Annotated in this window: 15 protein-coding genes and 1 pseudogene; 8 read left to right on the forward strand and 8 right to left on the reverse strand. The window is 73.7% G+C overall.

Going from position 1 to position 16,605, the window contains the following annotated elements:
* Window positions 1-407: 407 nt before the first annotated feature.
* Complete coding sequence (locus tag LCE31_RS00065; protein WP_225011677.1) at window positions 408-1,460, forward strand: enoyl-CoA hydratase/isomerase family protein; 1,053 nt, start codon at window positions 408-410, stop codon at window positions 1,458-1,460.
* A 44-nt stretch (window positions 1,461-1,504) separates the two neighbouring features.
* On the opposite strand, the gene LCE31_RS00070 is transcribed toward LCE31_RS00065, so the two are convergent.
* Window positions 1,505-2,251 carry a TVP38/TMEM64 family protein gene (locus tag LCE31_RS00070; RefSeq protein WP_225011678.1) on the reverse strand — a complete coding sequence of 249 codons (747 nt, stop codon included), beginning with the start codon at window positions 2,249-2,251 and terminating at the stop codon, window positions 1,505-1,507.
* A gap of 112 nt (window positions 2,252-2,363) precedes the next feature.
* Here LCE31_RS00070 and LCE31_RS00075 point away from each other — a divergent pair, with 112 nt between their 5' ends.
* On the forward strand, window positions 2,364-3,218 hold the full coding sequence (locus LCE31_RS00075; RefSeq protein WP_225011679.1) for a spermidine synthase: 855 nt from the start codon (window positions 2,364-2,366) through the stop codon (window positions 3,216-3,218).
* Here the strand turns inward: LCE31_RS00075 and LCE31_RS00080 are convergent.
* Together LCE31_RS00080 and LCE31_RS00085 are read right to left on the reverse strand one after the other, a co-directional pair.
* A complete protein-coding gene (locus LCE31_RS00080; protein ID WP_225011681.1) occupies window positions 3,180-4,475 on the reverse strand; it encodes an MFS transporter in 1,296 nt (431 codons plus the stop codon). The genes LCE31_RS00075 and LCE31_RS00080 overlap by 39 nt on opposite strands.
* Window positions 4,476-4,633: 158 nt before the next feature.
* Window positions 4,634-5,725: a hypothetical protein gene (locus tag LCE31_RS00085; protein WP_225011682.1), complete on the reverse strand. Its 1,092-nt coding sequence runs from the start codon at window positions 5,723-5,725 to the stop codon at window positions 4,634-4,636.
* Between the two features lie 177 nt (window positions 5,726-5,902).
* Here LCE31_RS00085 and LCE31_RS00090 point away from each other — a divergent pair, with 177 nt between their 5' ends.
* Both LCE31_RS00090 and LCE31_RS00095 read left to right on the forward strand, forming a co-directional pair.
* Window positions 5,903-6,598: a DedA family protein gene (locus LCE31_RS00090; protein WP_225011685.1), complete on the forward strand. Its 696-nt coding sequence runs from the start codon at window positions 5,903-5,905 to the stop codon at window positions 6,596-6,598.
* A gap of 246 nt (window positions 6,599-6,844) precedes the next feature.
* Window positions 6,845-8,068 (forward strand): cytochrome P450, encoded by a 1,224-nt coding sequence (locus tag LCE31_RS00095; RefSeq protein ID WP_225011686.1) that lies wholly within the window; start codon window positions 6,845-6,847, stop codon window positions 8,066-8,068.
* Window positions 8,069-8,208: 140 nt separating this feature from the next.
* Here the strand turns inward: LCE31_RS00095 and LCE31_RS00100 are convergent, their stop codons facing one another.
* Genes LCE31_RS00100 through LCE31_RS00120 form a run of 5 tightly spaced genes read right to left on the reverse strand, consistent with a single transcriptional unit; the run spans window position 8,209 to window position 12,553 of the window.
* Entirely contained in the window at window positions 8,209-9,471 is a 1,263-nt protein-coding gene (locus LCE31_RS00100; RefSeq protein WP_225011687.1) for a cytochrome P450, read from the reverse strand.
* Entirely contained in the window at window positions 9,468-10,082 is a 615-nt protein-coding gene (locus LCE31_RS00105; RefSeq protein WP_225011688.1) for a GTP-binding protein, read from the reverse strand. The genes LCE31_RS00100 and LCE31_RS00105 overlap by 4 nt, the downstream gene beginning before the upstream one ends.
* Window positions 10,063-10,422 carry a DUF742 domain-containing protein gene (locus LCE31_RS00110; protein ID WP_225011689.1) on the reverse strand — a complete coding sequence of 120 codons (360 nt, stop codon included), beginning with the start codon at window positions 10,420-10,422 and terminating at the stop codon, window positions 10,063-10,065. Before LCE31_RS00110 ends, LCE31_RS00105 begins: the two co-directional genes overlap by 20 nt.
* Entirely contained in the window at window positions 10,419-10,838 is a 420-nt protein-coding gene (locus LCE31_RS00115) for a roadblock/LC7 domain-containing protein (RefSeq protein WP_225011691.1), read from the reverse strand. The genes LCE31_RS00110 and LCE31_RS00115 overlap by 4 nt, the downstream gene beginning before the upstream one ends.
* 8 nt (window positions 10,839-10,846) lie before the next feature.
* Entirely contained in the window at window positions 10,847-12,553 is a 1,707-nt protein-coding gene (locus LCE31_RS00120) for an ATP-binding protein (protein ID WP_225011692.1), read from the reverse strand.
* A 317-nt stretch (window positions 12,554-12,870) separates the two neighbouring features.
* On the opposite strand from LCE31_RS00120, the gene LCE31_RS00125 reads away from it, so the two are divergent.
* From LCE31_RS00125 to LCE31_RS00140, 4 genes and pseudogenes are all read left to right on the forward strand, one after another.
* A complete protein-coding gene (locus tag LCE31_RS00125; RefSeq protein WP_225011694.1) occupies window positions 12,871-13,653 on the forward strand; it encodes an acyltransferase in 783 nt (260 codons plus the stop codon).
* Between the two features lie 116 nt (window positions 13,654-13,769).
* The gene (locus LCE31_RS00130; protein WP_225011695.1) at window positions 13,770-14,339 is read left to right on the forward strand and encodes a helix-turn-helix domain-containing protein; all 570 of its coding nucleotides are present in this window, start codon (window positions 13,770-13,772) and stop codon (window positions 14,337-14,339) included.
* Window positions 14,340-14,392: 53 nt separating this feature from the next.
* Window positions 14,393-14,941: pseudogene (locus tag LCE31_RS00135) on the forward strand (YbaK/EbsC family protein); the annotation flags it as partial.
* Between the two features lie 56 nt (window positions 14,942-14,997).
* Window positions 14,998-16,170, forward strand: a complete 1,173-nt coding sequence (locus tag LCE31_RS00140) for a four-carbon acid sugar kinase family protein (protein ID WP_225011697.1) — start codon at window positions 14,998-15,000, stop codon at window positions 16,168-16,170.
* Window positions 16,171-16,605: the final 435 nt, after the last annotated feature.

Genomic DNA, 16,605 nt, shown 5'->3' on the forward strand with positions numbered 1-16,605 from the left:
CCGGCCCGCCGGGGGGGGGGCCGCCGCCGCCCGGCGCGCGCCGGTGGGGCGGCCCCCCCCCCCGGGGGGCCCCCCCCGGGGCCCCGCGGGGGGGGGCCCCCCGGCGGCAGCCGGGGACCAGCCCGTCCCGCACCCCGAGGCCACGCAGGTCCTTGCGCTGTCCGACGATCCGCTGCCGGCCGCGGCCAGCCGGTCCCGGGCCCCCTCCGGCCCGGCCCGGCACATCCGGAAGACACGGCGGATACACAGGACATGGGAGACACGCGGGGCCGGACGCCAGGGGGCGAGGCACGGAGAGACCGGTGGAAGCAGCGGCGTACCGTTTGCAAAAGAAGCGCAATGTCGTACCCCGGAACCGGCGTACACCGCAGGCGACCCGGGGCCCAAGGCAAGGAACCACCCGCACCATGGCGTCAGAAGATCCGGTACTGCTCTCCAGGACGGGCCACGCGGCCCTGCTCACCCTCAACAGGCCCCGTGCGCTCAACGCGCTCACGCACCGGATGGTCGGGCTGATCGACGCCGCCCTGACCGCGTGGCAACAGGACGACTCCGTCAGGACCGTCGTGGTCTCCGGCGCGGGGACGAGGGGCCTGTGCGCCGGTGGCGACATCCGCGCCGTGCGCGAGGACGCGCTGCAAGGGGGTCGCGGCGCACCGGCGTTCTGGCGCGACGAGTACCGCCTCAACGCGCGGATCGCCCGCTACCCCAAGCCGTACGTCGCGTTCATGGACGGCATCGTGATGGGCGGCGGCGTCGGCATCTCCGCCCACGGCGGGGTGCGGATCGTCACCGAGCGGTCCCGGGTCGCCATGCCGGAGACCGGAATCGGCCTCGTACCCGATGTCGGCGGCACGTTCCTGCTGTCCCGCTCGCCGGGCGAGCTGGGCACTCATCTCGCCCTGACCGGGGCCGCGGTGGGCGCCGCCGACGCGATCCTGTGCAAACTCGCCGACCACGTCGTACGCTCCGCCGACCTGCCGGCCCTGACCGCCGCACTCGGCGAGGGCACGCCGCGCCAGGCCGTACGCGCGTTCGCCGCCGAGCCCGCCGAGGGCGAACTCGCCGCGCAGCGCGAGTGGATCGACGTGTGCTACGCGGCGGACGACGTGGAGGAGATCGTGGCCCGGCTCCTCGACCACGGCCACCCGGCCGCCAAGCAGGCCGCGGAGACCATCCTCACGCGCTCGCCCACCGCGCTCAAGGCCACGCTCGCCGTGCTGCGGGCGGCACGCCAACTGCCCACCCTGGAGGCGGCGCTGGACGCCGAGTACCGCGCCACCTGCGCGGCGTTCGCCCTGCCCGACCTGCCGGAGGGCGTACGCGCCCAGATCGTCGACAAGGACCGCAGGCCCCGCTGGACGCCTGCCCGCCTGCACGAGGTCGGCGAAGCCGATGTCGCCCGGTTCTTCGCGGAGCCCGAGGACGGCGGACTCGGCCTGGCCGCAGCCCTCGGCTGAGCCGGGCGCGGGCAGCGTGCCCGGCTCGGCGCAGGGACCGCGGGTCACTGCCCGGACGTCCTGCGGTCGCCGCCGTGTGCGCGGGCCGCGACGCCCAGGTGGTGGCGCTTGCGCCAGCCGACCACGCCCGCCACCAGGGCCGACAGCACGATGAAGCCCGTCGCGACCAGGAACGCGGGCGAGGTCGGCGACGCGGCCGTCGAACCGGCCACCACGTACGCCGCCGTGTTCGGGACCGCGCCCAGACCGGTCGCCACCAGGAACGACGGCCAGGTCATGCGGGAGACCGCCGCGCCGTAGTTGGCCGCGGCGAACGGCACCCCGGGAAACAGCCGGATCGCCAGCATCGACCGGAAGCCGTACCGGCTCATCAGCCCGTCGGCCGCCGTCAGCCACCGCCCCCGTACGAGCGGACGCAGCGCGCCCTGCCCCAGCACCCGGCCGAGGCCGAACGCGATCCCCGCGGCGAGCACCGTGCCCGCGATCGCCGCGCAGAGCCCGGCGACCGTGCCGAGCAGGGCGCCCGCCGCCGCGTTGAGCAGCGGCCGGGGTGCGAAGGCCGCCGCGCACAGCCCGTATGCCGCGGCGAACAGCGCGGCGGCCAGGAACCCGCCCGTAGGGCCCGGCCAGCCGTGCGACAGCAGCCGCTGCGGCTGGTACACGACGACGACGCCCGCCGCCGCGCCCAGCACGGCGACCAGCAGGGCGAACCGGCACCACGGCGACAGCAGCCGGTGGACGACCCGCCGGCGCCGGCGGGTCTTCGCGGGCGGCGGGACGGTGACGAGCACGCCCGGAGACTAACCGAGATCGCCGCACGTGCGCCCCGGAGAAGCCGGTACGAGCCTCCGGCGACCGGCCCCGCCGCTGCCGGGGACGCTCACCGTCCGCGACAATGGGACGGTGAGCGACCCGACCGAGCCCCTCCCCGTGACGCGCGCCGTCGACTCCGGCACCGCGCGCCTCCTGCCCGACGCGGACGGGGAGCGGGCCTGGCTGCTGACGCTCGACGGCGCCCCCCAGTCCTATGTGGACCTCGACGACGTGGAGCACCTGGAGTTCGAGTACGTGCGGCGCATCGCCCATGTCGTGGACACCGCCGCGCCCGAGGGGGAGCCGCTCGGCGTGCTGCACCTCGGCGGCGGCGCGCTCACCCTGCCCCGGTACGTCGCCGCCACCCGGCCCGGCTCCGCCCAGGACGTCGTGGAGGCCGACAGGGGACTGATCGACCTCGTCGCCGAGCACCTTCCCGTGCCGCAGGACGCCGGGATCGCCGTGCACCACGCCGACGCCCGGGAGTGGCTCGCCGCCGCGCCCGCCGCCTCCGCCGACGTGATCATCGCGGACGTGTTCGGCGGCGCCCGCATACCCGCGCACGTCACCACCGTCGAGTACGCGCGCGCGGCGGCGCGCGCCCTGCGGCCCGCCGGGGTCTACGCGGCCAACCTCGCCGACGGCGCGCCCTTCCCGTTCCTGCGCTCCCAGCTGGCCACCTTCTCGGCCGTCTTCACCGAGGTCGCCCTCATCGCCGAGCCCGCCGTGCTGCGCGGCAGGCGGTTCGGCAACCTGGTGCTCGTCGCGTCCCGCGCGCCGCTGGACACCGCGGCGCTCGCCCGCAGGACCGCAGGCGACGCGTTCCCCGCGCGCGTGGAGGAGGGCGCCTCGCTGCGCCGCCTCACCGGCCGGGCCGAGCCCGTACGGGACGGCGGGGCGCTGCCCTCACCCCGCCCGCCCGACGGCGCCTTCAGCATCGGCTGACGTACCGGGCTCAGGCACGGGCTCCGGCACGGGGGCCGCGTCGGAGCCCGGTACGGCCCCCTCACGCCGCCGGATGTTCCGTACGTCCGGCACGAACAGCACCGCGCCGGTCAGCAGCACCACCAGGCCGGCCGCACCCCACAGTGCCTGCCCCCGGCCGAAAGCGCCCTGCGCCGGGCCCGCCAGCGCCGTCGCCACCGGCACCAGCGCCATCGAGCCGAGCCAGTCGTACGAGGAGACCCGCGACAGCTTCTCCTCGGGAATCTCCTGGTGCAGTGCGGTCATCCAGGCCACCCCGAACACCTCCACCGAGGCGCCCGCCACGAACATCGCCACCGTCAGCAGCGCCGCGGACACCGGCACGGCCAGCGCCATCAGCGGCAGCGCGAACGGGAAGATCCCCAGCGTCCCGGCGAGCAGCAGGCGCCGGGGCCCCCACCTGGTCATCGCGAGGGCGCCCAGCAGCGTGCCGGCGCCGAACGCCGCGTTCGCCACCCCCCAGGGGCCCGCGCCCCCGTAGTGGTCGTCCGCGACGAGCGGTCCGTAGACGGCCTGCCCCGCCACGACCACCGCGTTGACCACGGAGAACTGTCCGACGATCGACCACAGCCAGGGCCGCGAGACGAACTCGCGCCACCCGTCGCGCAGATCCGCCAGCACCCCGCCGCCCGGCGCCCGCTCCGGCACATGGCTCAGATCGAGGAACGCCCGCAGCGCCGCCGCCACCAGGAACGACATCGAGTCAAGGAGCAGCACCGAGCCCGGGCCCCACAGGGCGACCAGGGCCCCGCCGGCCGCGGCGCCGCCGATCGTCGCGCCGTTCACGGCCATGCGGTAGACCGCGAACGCCCGGCCGGCGCGCGCCGGATCGACGCTCGACAGCAGCATGCCCTCGTTCGCCGGGCCGAACAGCGCCTGCCCCGTGCCGCCGAGCACCGAGAGCGCCACCATCTGCCACAGCCGCGCGTGCCCCGACAGGACCAGCAGGCCGAACGTTCCCTGCGACACACAGTTCAGGGCGTTGGCCGCGACCATCACCCGATGGCGCGGGACACGGTCCGCCAGCGCGCCGCCCACCAGGACGAACAGCACCATCGGCACCGTGCGCGCGGTGGCCACGAGGCCCACGCCGCCCGCCGTCCCCCCGGCGGACAGCACCGCGAAGGCGGAGGCGATCAGAGCGCCCTGCGAACCGAGCTGGGAGATCACGGCCGCGCTGGAGAGCAGGGCGTAGTTGCGGGAGGGGGGCCGGGGCACCCTCGGACTGTCGGCGACCGGCCGCGGCGGCGCAACGGGTTTTCCGCAACGGTTCGCCTCGGCCTCGGCCTCCGCCGCTCAGGCCCCCGCAGCCCAGGCCGGGCGCCCCCGCCGTACCCGCGGCCCAGGCCGCCCGGCTGCCACCGGTGCTCAGGTGTTCACTCCACGGAGCCTGCGGGCACCCGCACCGTGCTCAGGATGCGCATGATCGTCTTGTCGGGGAGCTCGCCCTTCACGCCCCGCGCGCAGTAGAGGACCCACGTCGTGAAGTCGCCCTTGCCGTTGATGAAGGTGAAGGCGAGGGACTTGCCGTCGGTGTCGCACTTGGCGTGCTTGGTCAGCCCGTGGGTGACCGCCGTCGCGTAGCTGCCCTTCAAGCCGGACTTCGTGGTGTAGGGCACGGCCTTGCTGACCTTGATCTTCTGGTGGACGGTCTTCTCCGGCTCGTGCTGGCCGTAGGCCGCGAAGGCCCAGGTGCCCGCCTCCGCGACGGCGGCGGACCCGGTGTCCTTCGCGCCCTTGCCGCCCTTCGTGCCCGCGCCGGCGAGCGACGTGTCGCTGGTACTGCCGCTTGATGTCTTCGCCTCACACCACTTCGGCTGGAGGTCGGCCGGGGCGGAGAAGACAGCGAGGGTCGAGCCGTCCCCCTTCTTCTCGTCGTCGAAACCCTCGAACACGTCGGGGGACTCGACGTTCCAGTCCGGCGGTACGTCGAACACCGTCGCGTGGGTCGGGTTCGAGACGACTTTCCAGCCGGCGATCGTCGCTTGAGCCGTCGCGCCGCCGCGCGGGTTGGCCGAGGAGGCGGACGGCGGCGGCGCCGGGTGCGCGGTCTTCCGGCCGTCCGCGTACACGTTCGGCCGGGCCTCCTTCTTGCCGGTCACCAGGTATGTGCTCACGCCCGCGGCGGCGAGGACGGCCACCGCGCAGCAGATGCCTATCAGCGTCGTACGGCGCCTGCCGTTCCCCGGCTTCCCCGGACCTCCCTGCGGTCCCTGGCCGGGGCCGCCGCCGTACAGGGGCACTGTCTGCTGCTGGTACGGGTTCGGCTGCGGCGGATATCCGGGCTGCTGGTAAGGCTGCTGGTAGGGCGGCTGCCCGGGCTGCACGCCCGGCTGCTGCTGATACGGGCCCTGCTGTCCCGCCCGACCGAAACCGGGCTGCTGATCCCCCGGCTGCTGGTACGGATTCTGGTTCCGCGCGTCCCGCGCGTTCTGCTCGCCCCCGGGCGGCTGCTGTCCTGGCCACATGGCCAGTAACCATAGAGGCGGCGGCGGGCCGCGAAGGTCCCGGCGGTGTCACGGTCCGGTCGCAGCACGTGTCAAGCAGCGGTGCGCGAACGAATTTCGGCCACGTTCGAAGGGGGCACGAGAGCAGGTACGCTGATCCAGCCAGGGCACGGGGGACACGAGCGGGAGGAACCTGCGTTGGACGTCCAGGGGTGGCTAGAGACTATTCCTGCGGTGAGCATCTACCTGCTGGTGGCGGTTGTCGTCGGCGTGGAGAGCCTCGGTATTCCGCTGCCGGGGGAGCTCGTCCTCGTGGCCGCGGCGCTCCTCGCCTCACAGCAGGGGCACATCAATCCGTACGTGCTCGCCGCCTGTGCCTCGGCCGGCGCGGTCGCCGGTGACTCGACGGGATATCTGATCGGCCGCAAGGGCGGCAGGCCGCTGCTCGCCTGGCTGGCCAAGAAGTTCCCCAAACACTTCGGCGAGTCCCATGTCGCCGTCGCGGAGCGGTCGTTCGAGAAGTGGGGCATGTGGGCCGTCTTCTTCGGCCGCTTCATCGCCCTGCTGCGCATCTTCGCCGGCCCGCTCGCCGGTGTGCTGAAGATGCCGTACTGGAAGTTCCTCATCGCCAACCTGCTCGGCGGCGTGGTCTGGGCGGGCGGCACGACCGTCGTCGTGTACGAGGTGGGCAAGGTCGCCGAGGACTGGCTGAAGCGGTTCTCGTACGTCGGTCTTGTCCTGGCCGTGGCGATCGGCGCCGGGTCGATGCTGGTCGTCAGGCACCGGACGAAGAAGGCCACGCGGAAGGTCACGCAGACGTCCGTGGAGACGGCGGCGGCGGACGTCGACCCGGAGGAGAGCACTCCGGTCCCGTCCACCACCCCAGGGGACTGACCTCTCAGGAGAGTGCCCGAGAGGCGTGAGCGGCGCCTGCGCCCGGGGAGGCACGGCCGGATGCCGGATGCCGGATGCCGGATGCCGGATGCCGGATGCCGGATGCCGGATGCCCGATGCCGGATGCACTGCCCTGCCGGACAACTTGCGCCAAGTGGCCAGGACTCGGCTGTCATCGGTCACTAACGGTCAATAGCCTGTTCCTTACCGACCGTTACCGGCCACCAGACGCGAGGGGCAGCCACCATGGTCACCGCACCGCAGATCCCCGACATCCTGTCGCCCGAGTTCGCGCGGGACCCGTATCCGGCTTATCGGATGATGCGGGAGAGCGCCCCGCTGATCTGGCACGAGCCCACCCAGAGCTATCTGATCTCCCGCTACGCGGACGTCGAGCGCGCCTTCAAGGACCGGGAGTCCGCCTTCACCACGGACAACTACGACTGGCAGATCGAGCCCGTGCACGGGAAGACGATCCTCCAGCTGAGCGGCCGGGAGCACGCGGTGCGGCGCGCCCTCGTCGCGCCCGCGTTCCGCGGCTCTGAGCTCCAGCAGAAGTTCCTGCCCGTGATCGAACGCAATGCGCGCGAGCTGATCGACGGCTTCCGGCACACCGGCTCCGTCGACCTGGTGGACGGTTTCGCGACCCGCTTCCCGGTCAACGTGATCGCGGACATGCTCGGCCTCGACAAGTCCGACCACGCGCGCTTCCACCGCTGGTACACCGCGGTCATCGCCTTCCTCGGGAACCTCTCCGGCGACGCGGAGGTCGCCGCCGCCGGCGAACGCACCCGCGTCGAGTTCGCCGAGTACATGATCCCGGTCATCCGCGCACGCCGCGGACAGCTCGGCGACGACCTCCTCTCCACGCTGTGCCGTGCCGAGGTCGACGGAGTCCGGATGAGCGACGAGGACATCAAGGCCTTCTGCAGCCTGCTCCTCGCGGCGGGCGGCGAGACCACCGACAAGGCCATCGCGTCGATCTTCGCGAACCTGCTGCTCCACCCCGACCAGCTGGCCGCCGTGCGCGCGGACCGGACCCTGATCCCACGGGCCTTCGCCGAGACGCTGCGGCACACCCCGCCCGTCCACATGATCATGCGGCAGACGGCGAAGGACGTCGAGGTCAGCGGGGGGACCATCCCGGCAGGGGCCACCGTGACCTGCCTCATCGGGGCGGCCAACCGGGACGCGGACCGCTATCGCGACCCCGACACCTTCGACATCTTCCGCGACGACCTCACGACGACCACCGCGTTCTCCGCCGCCGCCGACCACCTGGCCTTCGCCCTGGGCCGCCACTTCTGCGTGGGGGCCCTCCTCGCGAAGGCCGAGGTCGAGACCGGCGTCGGCCTGCTGCTCGACGCCATGCCGGATGCCCGGCTCGCGGACGGCTACGACCCGGTCGAGCAGGGCGTGTTCACCCGCGGCCCGAAGTCCCTGCCGGTCGTGTTCACCCCGGCACCCTGAATCGGCCACGCGGGCACCCGTCCACCCCGGCACCCTGACCGACCCCGGCGCCGAAGGCCGCGCCCCCGCACCGCGAAGTCCGGGCCCGGCGGCCGAGGCCGGGCCCCGGCCGCCGGCTCGGCCCCTCCGGCAGGCGACGACTACTGGAGCACCGGCGTGAAGCTCACCGGCAGCGCGCCCAGCCCCCGCATCCAGATGGACGGGCGCCAGCGCAGCTCGTGCGGGTTCACCCCCAGGACCACGTCCGGCAGCTGTTCCATCAGCGTCTCCACCGCTGTCCGCGCGATCACATCGGCCAGCTGCGGCGCCGGGAAGGGGCAGCGGTGTTCGCCGTTGCTGAACGACAGGTGCGCCGAGTTCTCCGCGCCGACATGGCCCTCGGGCCACACCTGCGGATCGGTGTTGGCGGCGGCGAAGCTCATCACCACACAGTCGCCCGCCTTGATCTGGCGGCCACCGAGCTGGGTGTCCCGTACGGCCCACCGACCGATGAAATTCTGCGTAGGTGTGTCCAGCCAGAGCACCTCGTTGAGCGCCTGCCCCACGCTGAGCTTGCCGCCCGCGACGGTCGTCGCGAACCGGTCGTCCGTCAGGAGCAGCCGCAGGCTGTTTCCGATCCAGTTCGCCGTGGGCTGCTGCGCCGCCGCGATGACGGTGATGACGTCCTGCACCACGGCCTCGTCGCTGAGCGCCGCGGGATGGCCGAGCATCCGGGACGTGACGTCGCCGCCCGGCGACGCCCTCTTCTCCTTCACGAGCTGCTCGATGCGCGCCTGCACCCTGCCGTACGCGGCGACCGGGTCCTCGTCCTCGTGTGCGTCGAGCGACAACCGGAGGTCCCGTACGAGGTCCTCGGTGTCCAGGCCGCCCGCCGGCATCCCGCACAGCTGGACGATGGCGCGCATCGGCACCGGGTGCGCGTACGCCGTCATCAGGTCGGCCTGGCCGCTGCCGGCGAACGCGGAGATCAGCGCGTGCCCGATGTCCTGGCACAGGGAGGCCAGTTCCATCTGGTCGACGGCGTCCAGGGCCTCGCTGATCACCCCCGCGCGCAGCCGGTGCTCCGCGCCCTCCACGAAGAGCACCGACGGCTGGTAGCCGACGTACGGCAGCAGCGGCCAGTCGGCCGGGATCTCGTCCCACCGGTTCCAGCGCCGCGAGTCGCGTGCGAACAGCTCGTCGTGCCCCGTCACGTACGACACCTCGTTGTAGCCGAGCACCAGCCACGCCGGGATGTCGTTGTCGAGCAGTACGGGCGCGACGGGGCCGTGTATCCCGCGCAGCGAGCGGTACAGCTCCGACGGGCTCTGCTGGTATCCGAGGCCGCTCAGCCGTACGGGCGTCCCCCGCGCGGGGCACGCGGCCGGCGGGCTCGGCGGGGGATCGGTCACGGGGTCGGTCATGGGGTCATCTCCCGGGCCCTGGCCAGTGCGTAGAGGTGGTCGACGAGGCTGATCAGCACGTACTTGCAGGACGAGCGGACGCGCGCGTCGCAGTCGATCAACGGGACGTTCTCCGAGAGCGACAGCGCCTGGCGGATCTCGTCCAGCGAGAACGACGACGTGTCGTCGTCGAACCGGTTGACCGCGACCACGAACGGTGTCCTGTGGTGCTCCAACCGGTCCACCGCGTACCAGGAGTCGCTCATCCGACGGGTGTCGACCAGGACGACGGCGCCCAGCGTGCCCGAGAACAGCCGGTCCCACAGGAACCAGAACCGCTCCTGTCCCGGCGCGCCGAACAGGTACAGCACCATGCGCTCGTTGAGGCTGATGCGGCCGAAGTCGAACGCGACGGTGGTGGTGGTCTTGGTGACCATCCCGTCCGTCTCGTCGACGCCGATGCCCGCCTGGGTCATGACCTCTTCCGTGTTGAGCGGGCGGATCTCGCTCACCGAGCGGACGAGGGTGGTCTTGCCCACCCCGAAGCCCCCCACCACGACGATCTTCAGGCCGGTCTCCGCCGCGTCGTCCAGCGGTGTGCGGGCGGGGAGTTCAGAGGTTGCGGAGTCCATGGAGCACCTCCTTCAAGAGGTCGGAGTCGGGAAGCGAGGCGACCGGGCGCGAGCCCCGCGGGTGGCGGGCGGTGATCCGGCCCGTCGCGTGCAGGTCGGCCAGCAGGATGCGGACCACCGTCACCGGCATCCGCAGCTCGGCCGAGACCTCCACGACGGCCGTCGGGTGGCGGCACAGATCGAGGATGCGCACATGTTCCGACTGGAGGCCCGGGCCCGGCTCGCTCTCGCTGACGATCAGGGTGACGAGATCGAACGTGGTGTCGTCGACACGGCTCCGGCCGCCCGTGACCATGTAGAGCCGGTCGGGGAACCCGATGTCGACGGGTCTGCGCGTCATGACGTGGCGCTCTCCCCGACCGGGGTACGTGGCTCCGCCCGCAGGTGGTCCCCGATCTGCTCGATCATCTCGGTCATCTGGTGGCCGACCAGGCCCGCGTCCGCCCCGTCCGCCGCGACCACGGCCAGATGCGCCCCGTCTCCCGCCTCCACGATGAACAGGAGACCTCCGTGGAACTCCGTCATCGAGTGGCGTACGCCCCCGTCACCGCTGCCGAACTCGACGGACGCGCCCTGCGCCAGCGCCTGGATGCCGGAGCAGATGGCCGCCAGCTGATCCGCCTGGTCGATGGTCAGGTAGCGGCTCCAGCAGAGTTTGAGCCCGTCGCGGGAGAGCACCAGCGCGTGCCGGGTGCCCGGGGTGCGGTCCAGCAGGTTCTCCAGGAGCCAGGTCAGGCTGCTGTCTGTGGTCTGCATGCGTGGTCTCACGATTCCTCAGAGGTGTCGGAAGGTTCCTGCCGCGGCTGCCGGGACCGGTGGAAGGCGCCGAACTGCTCACCGACGTTCCGGCTGGGCCCGCTCGCGCGCGGCGGCGGCACGTCCTGGACGCGGTCCCGGTCGGCGGCGGCCATGGTGCGGCCCGGCGGCCTGACCGGGAGCCCGCCCGTGGTGGCGACCCGAGGGCCTCCGGTGTACGGGGGCGAGCCGCCGCTCGCCGAGGGTGAGCCCGATCCGAGCGGCGTCGACGGCGCGGACGGCGCGGGAACGGGGGCGCGCGGGGTCGCGGGAGCCGGCACCCCCTCGGGGGCCGGGTGGCGCGCCGGAAGCCTTGCCCCGGCCCTGTCGTCGGTCTGCGGCTGTGCGATCAGCTGCGGCGGGATGAGCACGACGACGCCGGTGCCGCCGCGCGACGACGGCCGGTAGTTGACACTGATGCGGTACCGCTCGGCCAGCCTGCCGACCACGGCGAGCCCGAGCCGGGTGCTGTGGAGCTTCGAGAGGTCGTTGTGGCGGCCCGAGACGGCTTTCTCCGCCAACCGCATGACCTGCGGGGCCATCTTGAGGCCGCTGTCCTCCACCGTCACCACGATGCCCGCGGTCCGCTCCTCGACGTAGACATGCACTTCGTCGATGGGCGGCGAGAAGTTCGCCGCGTTGTCCATGAGTTCGGCGAGCAGATGGATGACGCCCTCGGCGGCGAACCCGACGATCGCCGCGCCGCTCGAACAGTTCAGCCGGACCCTGCGGTACGCCGCGATCCGGCCTGCCGCGCCGCGCAGGATGCTCTCCATCACGATCGGCTTGTTCCAGATGCGGCTGCCGCGACCCCCCAGGAGGATCGCGAGCCGGTCCGTGAGGAGACCGAGCTGCGAGGCGTTGTGGTCGAGCTGGAGCAGGTCGCCGAACGCCTCCTCGCCGTAACGGTCCTCCATGTCGCGCAGGTCGGCGAGGATCGTGACGGCCTTCGCCTGCACCTGGCTGAGCGCCTTGGTGCCGGCCTTCTGCGCGACGAGCGCGCGCCGTTCGCCGATGGCGACCTCTTTGATGATCCACTCCATCAGGGAGGCCAGCGTGGGGTCGTCGGGCCGTTCAACGTCGTTGAGTACGGTGCCCGCCGAACTCCCCTTGCGCAGACGGGCGATGGCGGGCGGCAGAGTGGTGTCGAGCAGGGTGTCGAGGCCCTCCGCGGCCTCCCGCGCCCGCCGTGCCAGCGCGTCACGCTCGGCGCCCGCCGTCGCCGCGCGGCGCTCACTGCCGGCGAGTTCCGTGGCGAACAGGTCCAGCACCTCGCGCAGCCGCTCGTCGTCGGGGGGCCGGACGACGGCCCGCGCCTCGTCGGGAGACGCGCCGTCCCTGGCCTTCTCCGCCACCGCGGGCAGGGCCACGTGCACGAAGTGGGCCACGTCGGCGTCCGCCTTGGCGAGCCGAGCGTGGACCGCCGCGGCCTCGGTGCCCGCGTCGCGCATGCCGAGCCGGGCGCGGCGCAGCAGGATGCCCGCGCCCACGCAGAGGACGGCCAGCAGCAGCCAGCCGACGACCGCCGTCCACGCCACCCAGCCGCGGGCCTGGTCGGGGGCGGTGGCACAGGCCGCGCCCGCACCGGCGCCGGCCGTCACGAGCAGGGCCGGCGGGGCGAGCGAGGGCCGCGCCGGACGCTGACGGCGCGGTCTTGGGACGACAGGCACTGACATTCCGCGATCCCTCGGGGTTGGGGTGCGCTCCGGACAGGGCCGTCATGCAACCACGCGTGATCGGTCCTGTACGCACGGAAGACGGGCAGGCCACACGTCGGGGGGATTTCGCCGGAAAACTCCCGCACGCGGCCCGCGTTCCGTGGTAGCCAGGGAAAAGGTGTGCCGTTCATCGGTTCGTGTGGTGATGCGTTCGCGGATCACGGTTCCCGGGTCGCGGTTCCCCGTTCCCGGTTCGCAGGTTTCGGTGGGGCGCGGCCGTGTCGGCCGTCCTCGGCCGCTCCTCTGTCGTGTGTCCGTGCAGATACCGTGTGCCTGTGCGGAAAAGCGAAAACGTGTACGCGACGCTGGCCGCCGCGGGCCGCCGCGCCGCGACCCGGGCGGTCCACCTGGGCTGGCGATGGGTCCAGGGCGCCGGCGCGGTGACGGCCGCGCATCCGGGCAGGCTGCGGTTCCGGCGGATCGGCGAGGGCACCCGCCTCGCGTTCCCGCAGGGGACGGTCTTCGGCGAGCCGTGGATCGAACTCGGCGACTACTGCGTGGTGGGGGAGCAGGTCACACTGACGGCGGGCCTGGTGCCGGGGCTCGACCTCGGGCCCGAGCCCTACGTCACCATCGGCGACGGCGTGGTGCTGGGCCGCGGCAGCCACGTCATCGCCGACACGACGGTGACCATCGGGCCGGACACGTACTGCGGCCCCTATGTCTACATCACGACCACCAACCACAGTTACGACGATCCGCACACTCCCGTCGGCAAGCAGTGGCCGCGGATCGCCCCCGTCGTCATCGGCGCCGGGTGCTGGCTCGGAACGGGGGCGGTGATCCTGCCCGGCGCCGTGCTCGGCCGGAACGTGGTGGTCGCGGCGGGCTCGGTCGTACGGGGCGACGTGCCCGACCACGCCGTGGTGGCCGGCGCGCCGGCCCGGATCGTACGCCGCTACGACGAGGCGGAGGGCTGGCAGCCGCCGCTGCGGACGCCGCCGCCGGTGGTTCCCGCGCCGCCGGTGCTCCCGGCTCCGGCCACCGGGCCTTCGGGGGCGGCGGGCAGCGGCCCGCGCGGGACGGCTGAGTCCGCGCTCCCTCCTGCGGAGCGGTGACCAGGGAGAGCAGTACAGTGTGATGAACATTCCGGTGCAGTCTGATGCAGCAGGGCGCGGTACGTGACGGTGCACTCGCATGGCCGACGACATCGAACGTAGGGGACTGGCGTGTCATGGATCTCGATCAGCTCACCCAGGCGCTCGCCCGCAACCTCAAACACTGGCGCGCCGAACGGGGACTGACCCTCGACGCCCTCGCGGAGCGGTCCGCCGTGAGCCGCGGCATGATCATCCAGATCGAACAGGCCCGCACCAACCCGAGCGTCGGCACCACCGTCAAGCTCGCCGACGCGCTGGGTGTCAGCATCGCCACCCTGCTCGACTTCGAAAACGGTCCGCAGGTCCGGATCGTCCCCGGGGACCAGGCGGTACGGATGTGGTCCACGCCCGCAGGCAGCCAGGCCAGCCTGCTCGTCGGCAGCGACGGGGACGGGCCGCGCGAGCTGTGGGCGTGGACGCTGCTGCCGGGTGACGAGAGCCGCTCCGACGCGCACCCGCCGGGCACCAGCGAGCTGTTGCACGTCTCGGCGGGCACACTCACCCTGCTCGTGGGCGGGACCGCGCACACCGTGCCCGCGGGGAGCTCCGCCGCCTTCGAGGCGAACGCGCCGCACGGCTACCGCAACGACGGCGGCGAACCGGTGGAGATGGTGATGTCCGTGTCCGTCCCCGCGATGCGCTGAAGCCTTGTCCACAGGCGGCGCAGCGGCTTCGCGCAGGCTGTTAGCGTGACCGTATGCGCGCACCCATCGGACAGTTCGACCAGGCCGCACCGGCGGCCGAGTGCCTCCACCTGCTGACCCCGCCGGTCGCCGCCGCCGTCCGCGCCTGGCAGGGGCCGGTGCCGGCCGACCGCGTCCTCTTCGTGGACAGCGACCCCGAGCTCGCCGACACCGCGAACTTCGTGGCCCACTACGGCGACGACCTCGCGGACGCGTCCGCCAACTGCGTCGTCGTGGCCGGGAAGCGGGCCGGGGAGACGACACTCGCGGCCTGCCTCGTCCTCTCCCGTACGCGCGTCGACGTCAACGGTGTCGTACGCAGGCAACTCGGCGCGCGAAAGGCGTCGTTCGCACCGATGGACACCGCCGTGGCGGAGACAGGCATGGAGTACGGCGGCATCACACCGATCGGTCTCCCGGCCGGATGGCCGCTGCTGGTGGACGCCGCCGTCGCCGATGCCGCCTGGGTGCTCGTCGGCAGCGGCAGCCGCCGCGGCAAACTCATCGCGCCCGGCGCCGTGTTCGCGGGCCTCCCCGGCGCGGTGGTCGTCGAGGGCCGCGGCGGGGGGGGGGGGGGGGGGGGGGGGGGGGCCCCGCCGGCATACCGCGCCCGCGCCCCGTGCTCGCGATCGCCGACGACCTCTCGGGCGCGGGGGAGGTCGCCGTCGCCCTCGGGCTGCCCGGCCGGATCGTACTCGGACCGGCCCCGGGCGGGCCGCCGCCCGGACCCGGCGAGGCGGTCGTGCACGACCTCGACACCCGCCGCCTCCCCGGCGCCGCGGCCGCCGACGCCGTACGGGCCGTACTGAAGGACACCGGCCCCGACGCCCTCGTCTTCAAGAAGGTGGACTCCCAGCTGCGCGGCAACTTCGCCGCGGAAGCGGCGGCGTTCGCGGAGGGAGCGCCCGGGCCGGTCGTCGCCACCGCGCTCCCGCCGCTCGGCCGCACCGTACGCGGCGGGGTCGTCCACCTGGACGGCGTACCGCTGCACGAGACCGACGGATGGCGGGCGGAGAGGGCCGATCCGCCCCGCTCCGTCGCCGAGGCGCTCGGGGATCTGCCGACGCGCGTCGTCCCCCTCGATGCCGTACGCGGGCCTGGACTCGCGGCGCTGCTCGCCGAGTTGACCGACGGCGGCGCCGTACCGCTGTGCGACGCGGAGACGGCGGCCGACCTCGACGCGGTGGCGGCCGCGGCATGCGCGTGCGGCCCCGGCATGCGGCTCCTCGGCACGGCGGGGCTCGGCGCGGCCGTCTGCCGGATGCTCGCACCCCCGAACCCCGCCCCCGTACCCGCGGTGTGTCCGGCACCCGGCGGCAGGCCGCTGCTCATGGTGGTCGGCACGGCAGAACCCGCGGCGGGCGCCCAGATCGCGGCCCTGGCCGCCCTCGGCGCACGCCATGTCGCCCTGTCCGCGGACGCGCTCGCCTCGGGCACGGCGCTCGTCCCCGCGCTCGCCCCCGGCGGGATCACCGTGCTCAGCATCGACGCCCCCGCGGGCATCGTGCCGGGCGCCGCCCGCGCGCTCGTCACCGGGCTCGCCCGGGCCGTCGCCGCCGTCCCCGTACCCGCCGACCTGGTGCTGACCGGCGGTGAGACCGCGCGCCGCGTGCTCGACGCACTCGGCGTCGCAGAACTCGCCCCGCACGGCCAGATCCACCACGGCGCCGTCCACGCCACCGCGCCCGACGGCCGGTCCGTCGTCACCCGCCCCGGCAGCTACGGCGGCCCCGACTCCCTGCTCACCATCGCCCGCGCGCTGCGCCCAGTACCCAGTGGAGAAGCCGTATGACCGCCTCCCTGCCCGTCGTCGCCGTGACCATGGGGGACGGCGCGGGCGTCGGACCCGAGGTGACCGTGGCCGCGCTGCTCGACCCGGGGACCCGCGCCCGCTGCCGCCCCGTCGTCGTGGGGGACGCGGGCCGGCTGCGCGAGGCCGCGCGCATCCTCGGCGCGGACTGCGTGATCCGTACCGTCGACGGCGTACGCGGGGCGGGCCACGAGCCCGCCGGGATCGACGTCATCGACGTCATCGATCTCGGTCTGCTCCCGGCCGGCCTGCCGTGGGGCGAGGTGTCCCCGGTCGCGGGCGACGCCGCGTACCACTACGTACGGGTCGCGGCGGGGCGCGCCCCCCCCCCCCCCGCCCCCCCCCCGGGGCCCCCCCCCCCCCCCCCCCCGGGGCGGGCCCCGGGGGGCCCCCCCCCCCCCGGGGCCCCCCCACCCC

It is taken from the genome of Streptomyces sp. 8L (assembly GCF_020176795.1).
Lineage (GTDB): Bacteria > Actinomycetota > Actinomycetes > Streptomycetales > Streptomycetaceae > Streptomyces.